The following is an 8,437-nucleotide window of genomic DNA, read 5'->3' as shown; positions in this document are numbered from 1 at the left end:
CAGTTCCCAAGGCAAGGATGTTCTATATTGAATCGAGCAAAATCATTGGTTCGCACGTCATAAAAAGGAGGGGTAAAAATATTTAAAGAAAGGACTAAATGCCTTTGATTAATTCTCTCAGATGTCAAGAGCTTGTTGTAACATGGGGGAAATGGTATTATAATGCGCAGCTAGTACTTTCATGAGGTAAAGAGGGGCATGAAGTGAAGTAAGGAGAGCGTGCTTAATGGCTTATACACTTACAGTGGCTGTTTTGAAATGGGCTTGAACGTGCTGGGAAATATTAAAAAAGTGTGTGAATGAGAAACGCAAATATATGTCTTATATTTTTGTTTTGGATGCTCTATTGGGAGTGAAGAGAATGACCCCATGAAAGAACACGATAAATAAGAGCATAAAATGTGTAATGGCCGCGATTTAAAAGATGTTGTCGTGATGAAATTATAGACCCATTATGGAAATTACGAAAAGATATGTGCAATATGCGCACTTTGATCTGGTCTATAAAAGCTGACTGCTTGCTCTTAATCGTTTTAATATCTGTCTTAAAATAGCAGCTGTATGAGCGATAAAGGTTGATGAACAGGAAAGGGCTTTATGCGGCTTTAAGTTCTCATCGTTAAGGTTTGAGGAACTATAGAGGTTGATTTAAAAAGATTGGACAATCTTTTTGTGCTTCATAGAACGGATTAGAATTTTTTTTGGAGAGGGGAACCTTCCCTTGTTTATTGTTTGAAAGGCGCTTTAAGACAAAATATCAAAATAAGTATCAGGAACAGAGAGGCTATAAACAATCCCTTCTTCTGTTAATGTGAGCGAAGCTGAACCATTGACAGAAATGGGAACGATTTTTTCAAGAACAGCACTGCCAAAACAAGCTTTTATATTGTTTGTGGGAGAGACGCTGGATTCGAAATTTTCATTCCAAGTGATGATAAGTTGCGTTTTGCCATTCAGTTTTGTTTCGATTTCACAGCGTACACAGACACTACCTTTTTCTTGCGATAAAACACCAAAAGAAAGAGAATTGACAATCAATTCATGGAAAGCCAAACCAATATGCAAAGCGGCATTGGGAAAGAGGTAAGGATCTATGCCTTCAAGTGAAAAACGTTCTGTTTCTTTCATTAAATAGCCTAAAGCTTGCGTTTGGACTAATTCGCGAAATTGAGCACCACGCCAATCAGAATCGGTAATCAGATCTTGAGAATGAGAAAGAGAATGAAGACGACCTTGAAATTTGCGTAGAAAAACTTGAAGAGATTCAGTATAGCGCGCGGTTTGGCTGGCAATACTTTGAATGATCGCGAGAAGATTTTTAGAACGGTGGCTTACTTCTCGAAGGAGGATTTTAAGCACTTGTTCGCGTCGGCGTAAGCCGGAAATGTTAACACCAGTGGTGATAATACCGATAATGTCTCCGGTATCATTGCGGTGGCAATCAATAGAAAATTTGTACCAAATCTCTTGTTTGCTTATATCTTCAAAACGTGCTTCAACAGTTTGCATTTTGCCACTGGCTAAAACTTGCAGTTTGATGGTTTCCATATTGTCTGCAAGGTCAAGCGAAAAAAAGTCGCTGTCACGACACCCAACCCGCCATTTATGGTGCAAATGGTGCGGCAAGTTTTCAGCCCATAAATAAACCAGATTTGTTGCCTGATAGAGAACACAAATATCAGCACCATGAATCGCTTGCATGAGCGCACTCATGTGAGATCTTTCCATGGGAGGCTTTGAAAGAGGTGTAACGACCATAATTTTAAGATGTTACTCTGTTCTAAGCTGCTTTAGAAGCATTCTCTTGAAAAAATAAAGCTTGGGAAATAAGCGCTTTCACCATATCAGGGTTAAAAGGTTTGGTCACTAAAAAAGTTGGTTCTGGACGCTCGCCGGTCAGCAGCCTTTCGGGAAAAGCCGTGATGAAAATTACCGGTATACGGTCATTTTTTAAAATCTCGTTGACCGCGTCAATACCTGAACTGTTATCGGCTAATTGAATATCAGCCAAAATCAACCGTGGTTTTTTCTTATGATACATGATGACAGCTTCATCGCGCGTTCGCGCTATTCCTACAACATGATGACCTAAGCTTTCTACCATTTGCTCAATATCAAGCGCAATAAGAGGTTCATCTTCAATAATCATCACTTGCGTGGCAATTTGTTGAGAAATATCAAGGGATGCTTGGTTGAGAAGCTTGCGGAATTCCTTCGTATCCAGATTCATGATTTCACTGGCTTCTTGTTCATGAAACCCTTCAACGGCAATGAGCAAAAATGCTTGGCGTGCACGGGGCGTGAGATACGATAATTTGGCACTGGTTTTTTGTTCAAGACCAAATTGGGGCAGGGGTTCAGGAATATTCGGTGTGGTTTGGTCAAAAAGATGGCAAAAAAGCCAATAGGTTCCAATTCGATCACTGGAGGCTTTGGGAAAAATGGAGATGTCGGCAATGAGTGCTTCCAGCATCGCTGATACATAAGCATCCCCAGAAAATTGGCTGCCGGTGACAGAGCGGGCAAAACGCCGAAGATAGGGAAGATGTGGGGCAATGCGCGTTGATAATGACATAATTTATAACTCCTTTTACCTTGCAAGCATTTTGTTGGTTGAAATTCTCAACTGATAAAAAAGTTCCTTGATTTGTATGGAACTTTTTACCGATAGCTATATTTACAACCATAAGGCGAAAAAATTCTTCGCGGTGCTACTGATATTATATGGATTAGGGGGATGAAAAATGAACGACCGTGATGAAAAAAATCTCACCACACAATTTACAGTTGGAGATGATCTTCTCGGGGTCAATAGCGAAATAGCACGGAAATTACGCCAATTTTACATGGAAATTCAGGAAGAAGCACTACCACGGTGTTTGCTCGAGCTTTTAGAGAGGTTGGAGCGCGCAGAGCAATTTAGCTTAAACAATGTGGAAAAGGTTTGAATCCTTTATGTCAAAGTGCACAAAAAACTTTAAACAAGAACTCCTGTTGGTGTTGCCGGCTTTACGCGCTTTTGCTGTTTCTTTAAGTGGCAAGCACGATAAAGCCGAAGATTTGGTCCAAGATACTGTTATGAAAGCATGGGCTAAGCAAGACAGTTTTGAGATGGGAACCAATCTTAAAGCGTGGCTTTTTACGATTTTGCGTAATGAATTTTATAGTCAAATGCGCAAAAAGGGGCGGGAAGTTCAAGATACTGATGGCGTGTTTACTCAAAATGTCGCTGTGCATCCTGCTCAATATGGATCCCTTGATTTGCAAGATTTTAAAAAAGCCTTAAATCTGCTTTCTGCTGATCAAAGAGAAGCCATTATTCTCATTGGGGCATCAGGATTTTCCTATGAAGATGCTGCAACTATTTGTGGGTGTGCTGTTGGAACCATTAAAAGCCGTGTGAGTAGGGCGCGTAATCGATTACAAGAACTTCTTAATGTTAATGGTGAATCCGATTATGGTCCTGATTCTTATTCCGCTGGGAGTACATTATGTTCATTTAACGGCTAAAAAAGCATAATAATTATGATCGATAGCCTTGTTTTTTTTATTCCCGTTATAGCTATTACAGTAAAGTCAGTATCTGAGGAAATTCAGAGTGTTTGGCGTGTATCCTTTGGAACACAAGAAAAGCCTGTATGAAACTCTCTCACGGGCTTTTGACCTTATGTTTCATAAGGCTGCCTTCCTTTGTGCTGAAAAATGACGTCTTTCAAGTTCGCCAATGGAAATTCTATGACAACAAAGACAAATTTGCTGCCTCAAATGCCTTCTTCTGATGTAACGATATCACGCTGGCGATGGGCCGCGATTGTTGTTTCTCTTGTTATGGCTCTTTTAGCATCGGTTTTTATTATGTTGCTTTCAAATGCCGTTGATAGAGAAGTCGCCCAGTTGAATACAAGTTCAGAATTGCGCGAACAGGCTGATTTGGTTCTTATTAGCTTGATTGATATGGCTGTTGCTGATCGCAGTTATGCAAAAACGCGCAAGGTGGAAGATAAAATACGTTTTGAAAATTCAGAGCGGGAGTTGGGGGATATTCTCGATTATATCGCACTTATTGTTTATGCGCATCCGCAGTGGTATAAATGGTTTACGGCTTTTAAAGAAGAGGTTGAAGCACGAAAAGCCTTTATGAGTGCCCATATGCATGCTCTTGATGCGATTTCTGAACAACCTTCTCAACTTTCTCATGCGGACTCTTTGGAAGTATCAAAAATTCCCGTGGCACGTTTAGCGCAATTGATGACAAGTTTTATTAATGGGGATGATGTGGTGCGCCAAAAACAGCGCGAGGGTATCGCATTGATGCGTGCTGCTTTAACATTGGCGGCTATTGTTTCTGTTGTTAGTACTTTTGTTTCGGCCTATTTTGTTATTAATCGTTTTCATCGTGATGTGCGTTCTTTAAAATTGTATCAATTGCTGCTCCATAGCGAAAATATCGCTCTAGAAGCACGCGTGAAGGAACGAACACAAGAATTAGAAAAAGCACGCAATCACGCCGAAAAAGAACGCCAACGGGTTGAAATATTGTTGCAGGATGCAAGCCATCGCATTGGCAATTCTCTTGGCACGGTGTCTTCTTTGCTGGGGCTTCAGTTAAGTCGGAGTAAAAATGAAGAAGTCCGTGCTGTTCTAGGGGCTGCACGGGATCGTATTCAGACAATTTCCACAGCACATCGTCGTTTGCGTTTAAGTGATGATATGGAAACGACACTATTGGCAGAGTTTCTCAGTTCTGTTGTGCATGATGTCGAATTGGCGGTTCCTTTTGAATTGCGTGAAAACATCACCATTCACACCAACTTTAAAGAGTGTCGCCTGTCTTCAAGAGATGCAACAACACTTGGAATTATCCTTGGTGAGTTGCTGACCAATTCTTTAAAACATGCCTTTCCTGATCAACGGTCGGGCCATATTTATATCTCCTTTGGTCCTGAGCCAAATGGACAATTGATGCTCATTGTAGAAGATGATGGCGTGGGGATGAAGAGCCAAACTTTAAAACAAAAGACAGGACTTGGTCGTGTGGTTGTGGAACAGCTTTGTATGCAATTTGGTGAAAAACCTCTGTTTGAAACTTCTGCTTTAGGAGGCACAAAGATTATCATTCCTTTGCCAAAACTTAGCACGAATAGTTCAAAAAAAATCTCTGACTGATTTTAAAAAATGGTAAATTTTTTCTTTGCCAGTGGTAAGCTTCCTTTGATTTATCGCGAAGGCATGGGGAGGGCGCCTTTTCACAAGAAGGAGGATAAAATAAGGCTTTAATAGCGCAAATACATCACCTTCATCTTAGAATTGTTGATTGTCTTCAAGAAAGGCAACTTTATTTTTTCATCTTTTGGTGTCATATTTGTTTCTGACTTTTTGCTTTATTGACTCTAATTATGGCTTTTAACATTCTCCTTTCTTAAAGCTTTGAAGTGCTGAAGTTAGCCTTTAAATTTATTTTGAATAAGAGCTTGCTTGAACCAATAATATTTACATTGATACGCTCGATTTTTTTTGCAAAGAGAGAGTTTTTTCACGTTTTATTCTTTTTGTAAGGGTTGTTAAAATTTTAAATAGAGGGTGTTTTTGTAAGCGTGTGGGAGAAATATTCTTAAGGTAAAACGTGCTCGTAAAACTCATGAAGCACCCTCCTTTGGGGCTTTAAACAGCATCAGTGTTCAACCAGTGGAATCTGTTCAATAAAAAGCTGGATTGTTTATAGAGTGATGGGCGTTTTAGAATCTTCATCCTTTAGGGGGCACATCTTTGATTTAAGATTTTATTGCATGGCAAATAAGGGGGCTATCGTTTTAATAAAAGAAACAAGAAGCGTTAGCTTTTTTGAGTGTCATATTTTGCACTTTTCTGTTGTGGGTAAACCTGAAAAGGAGAGCGTTTAATTTTTGATCCTTGTTATGCTGCTTTGAGTGGTTATATCTTTCGGCGTATCCTTTACAGATCTTTAAAGTGCGGAAATCGCTTTGAAAAAAATTAAGCGCTCAAGCATATTTTTTAGATGTTTAAGTCATAAAAAGCTGCAGGTGTTTCATGCTTTAAGTCTCTTCAGAGGGGGGTATCGGGCTGTTTATCAAAGAATCAATATTGTTTTTTTCTTGTAGGAATGTTTGTAGGTCTTGATTGGTTAAGGCTTTGCTATCCGGTATACGGATGCGCATGGGATCAACTTTGACGCCATTGACAATGATTTCAAAATGACAATGGGGACCAGTTGCCATTCCTGTTGATCCGACATATCCAATGATTTGTCCTTGTCGTACTTTCACGCCTGGTTTGATGTCTGGTGCATAACGACTTTGATGTGAATAACTGCTAATATACCCATTGGCATGTTGAATTTCCGTGTGATTTCCATAGCCGCCTGTTACACCTACTTTTGTGACAATACCATCTCCTACAGCAATAATGGGTGATCCTTTAGGAGCAACCCAATCAACACCCGTATGCATGCGAATATAGCCTAAAATAGGGTGTTTGCGTGGGCCAAAGGGAGAGCCAAAAATGCCATTTGGTGTGGGTTTGCGCAACAAGAAAGGTTTTGAACTTTTCCCTTCAGAATCATAATAATCAACGCTTCCATCTTTTAATTGATAACGGTAATATTTATAAGTTGTATTCCCAAAAGTGGCGCTAATATAACGAATTTCTGGATCAGTGTTCTTGGAGGGTTCTTTGGCTTTTAAGTTCTTTTTGCCGTTTTGGGTTTCTTTATCGCTTTGTGGTATGGCATAAAATATTTCAATCTGATCATTGGGGGTTATCTGGCTTTTCATATCAATATTGGTGGCAAGCAGACGAATAAGACGATGAGAGAGAGATTGTGATATATTATGGCTTAGCAAAGCACTATAGAGTGCATCATAAGCCGTTGGTAATTGCGCGCTATTGATATAAGAATGTGGAATACCATTTTGAAAAGCCGTTTTAAGTGCTTTAGACATTTTAGGCTCTGTGCTTTCAATGAATTGGCCTTTATCATTCAGGGCAATGGTGAGAATATGATGCATTCCTTGATAGATACTTGCGCGTACGAGATGGTCTTCTTCTCCCGCTTGTGTCACGATGCCAATGCGTAAAAGGCTTCCCTCTTTAAGGGTATCGGAAAGGCTTATTTTTTCTAGCGTTTTTACAACCTGTTCAATTTGCTCTTTGGTATAACTGGTTTTTTTGAAAGCATCGGCTATCTTTTGTTTTTTTCGAATAGGAATAATATCTTCAACATAGTTTTTCGTCAGATCAATACGGTGACTTTGAGGAGAAACGGTTACATTTTCTTGCACGATACGGACTTCAGGGGGCTCTGTTTCTTGAGAAGGGGAAGATGTATCTTCTAATTTTAAAGGATCAATCAATGTGAGTACTGAAAGTAGTTCGGTACTTTTTTCTAAAGTAAATCCAGCTTTTTGTACTTCTTGTTGTGCTTCTTCATCTGTCAGCGTATAAGTGTCATCAAAATCGAATTGATTTACCTTAAAGTCATAGCTGCGTAAGGTGATTTTTGTTTCGACCTTTGCTCCATAAATCTGTCCAGAATCTTGTAGTTTAGCGCTGTGATTAGTCGAATCACTGGCAAGAATGCTTAAAGAATCAAATTTGGGATAGCTATATTTCTGGGGGCGCTTTTCGGCTAAAGCCATACGAATCCATTCAAAATGTTGTGTTTGAATGACCTTTTCATCGCCTTTTTTTTGTAGAATCGATAATTCAAATTGACGTTTTCTGTCAAAGCTTTGCCGTGCATGGGTGGGAGAAATGCGATCACCTTTATAGCCATTGGCTTCAAGATCTTGTGATTCTGATAGGTTTTCTTGCGTAAACCATTGAGGCGGTGTTACCAATCGCTGTTGTTCATCAAGAGCTGTAAAAAGTGCAATACCCATAAGAATGCAGGAAGTGATTCCTGTCAGAATGGTTCCTGTAAGCCAACGAGCAGAGACCTGTCTGCGCTCAGGACGCAAGCGTTTGACGACAAGAGCAGGGTCCTGTCCGGGATCGTTTTTTTGTTGTTCGTTATCCCACATAGATTTTAAGAGTACTTTTCAATATTAAATAAAGAAAGCTAGCATAGCTTAGCCTGTTTCTACAAGAATTTGATTCTTTTTACAAATTACAGATCATGCGAATTCTCTTTATACCGCAATGTCTTTATAAATCGTACCTGTGCAGAAAAATTTCCTTATTAAAGTAAGATAAAACAAGCGTTATTATGATTAACCCATTCCTAGGGACTTCTTATTTTTACGCATCGCAATGGGATGCTATATTTTACTTTAAAGGCGCCATGCTTCCTTTAACTCTTTCTGTTTTCATGTTTTATTTTTATACGCTTCTTATTTTGCCTATAATGTCTTGAAATACAACCAGTTGTTTACAATATTTTATTTTAAAAAAAATAAAAAATGATATTGACTCTTTGGTT

6 protein-coding genes are annotated in these 8,437 nt (G+C 39.3%); 3 read left to right on the top strand and 3 right to left on the bottom strand.

Features of this window, described 5'->3' with window-relative positions:
- Positions 1-744: 744 nt before the first annotated feature.
- The gene (locus ACFIMW_RS05840) at positions 745-1,758 is read right to left on the bottom strand and encodes a sensor histidine kinase (protein ID WP_375608201.1); all 1,014 of its coding nucleotides are present in this window, start codon (positions 1,756-1,758) and stop codon (positions 745-747) included.
- Between the two features lie 22 nt (positions 1,759-1,780).
- Positions 1,781-2,575 (bottom strand): response regulator, encoded by a 795-nt coding sequence (locus ACFIMW_RS05835; RefSeq protein WP_375608202.1) that lies wholly within the window; start codon positions 2,573-2,575, stop codon positions 1,781-1,783.
- A 169-nt stretch (positions 2,576-2,744) separates the two neighbouring features.
- Here ACFIMW_RS05835 and ACFIMW_RS05830 point away from each other — a divergent pair, with 169 nt between their 5' ends.
- The 3 genes from ACFIMW_RS05830 to ACFIMW_RS05820 all read left to right on the top strand — a co-directional run bounded on the left by ACFIMW_RS05830 (position 2,745) and on the right by ACFIMW_RS05820 (position 5,166).
- The gene (locus tag ACFIMW_RS05830) at positions 2,745-2,948 is read left to right on the top strand and encodes a NepR family anti-sigma factor (RefSeq protein WP_375608203.1); all 204 of its coding nucleotides are present in this window, start codon (positions 2,745-2,747) and stop codon (positions 2,946-2,948) included.
- A 7-nt stretch (positions 2,949-2,955) separates the two neighbouring features.
- Positions 2,956-3,510, top strand: coding sequence for an RNA polymerase sigma factor (locus tag ACFIMW_RS05825; RefSeq protein ID WP_375608204.1), 555 nt, complete (start codon positions 2,956-2,958; stop codon positions 3,508-3,510).
- A 225-nt stretch (positions 3,511-3,735) separates the two neighbouring features.
- Positions 3,736-5,166 (top strand): sensor histidine kinase, encoded by a 1,431-nt coding sequence (locus tag ACFIMW_RS05820; RefSeq protein WP_375608205.1) that lies wholly within the window; start codon positions 3,736-3,738, stop codon positions 5,164-5,166.
- Between the two features lie 887 nt (positions 5,167-6,053).
- On the opposite strand, the gene ACFIMW_RS05815 is transcribed toward ACFIMW_RS05820, so the two are convergent.
- Positions 6,054-8,039: a M23 family metallopeptidase gene (locus ACFIMW_RS05815; protein WP_375608206.1), complete on the bottom strand. Its 1,986-nt coding sequence runs from the start codon at positions 8,037-8,039 to the stop codon at positions 6,054-6,056.
- Between the last annotated feature and the right edge of the window lie 398 nt (positions 8,040-8,437).

The organism is Bartonella sp. AC329YNZD, assembly GCF_042196685.1.
Taxonomy (GTDB): domain Bacteria; phylum Pseudomonadota; class Alphaproteobacteria; order Rhizobiales; family Rhizobiaceae; genus Bartonella.
Note: the sequence above shows the minus strand (reverse complement) of the source record. Positions and strands in the feature narration are given on the sequence as shown.

Excerpts from the sequence above, each read along its gene's own strand:
- ACFIMW_RS05815 (WP_375608206.1), bottom strand. The coding sequence starts at position 8,039 with ATGTGGGATAACGAACAACAAAAAAACGATCCCGGACAGGACCCTGCT.
- ACFIMW_RS05825 (WP_375608204.1), top strand. The coding sequence starts at position 2,956 with ATGTCAAAGTGCACAAAAAACTTTAAACAAGAACTCCTGTTGGTGTTG.
- ACFIMW_RS05840 (WP_375608201.1), bottom strand. The coding sequence starts at position 1,758 with ATGGTCGTTACACCTCTTTCAAAGCCTCCCATGGAAAGATCTCACATG.
- ACFIMW_RS05820 (WP_375608205.1), top strand. The coding sequence starts at position 3,736 with ATGACAACAAAGACAAATTTGCTGCCTCAAATGCCTTCTTCTGATGTA.
- ACFIMW_RS05835 (WP_375608202.1), bottom strand. The coding sequence starts at position 2,575 with ATGTCATTATCAACGCGCATTGCCCCACATCTTCCCTATCTTCGGCGT.
- ACFIMW_RS05830 (WP_375608203.1), top strand. The coding sequence starts at position 2,745 with ATGAACGACCGTGATGAAAAAAATCTCACCACACAATTTACAGTTGGA.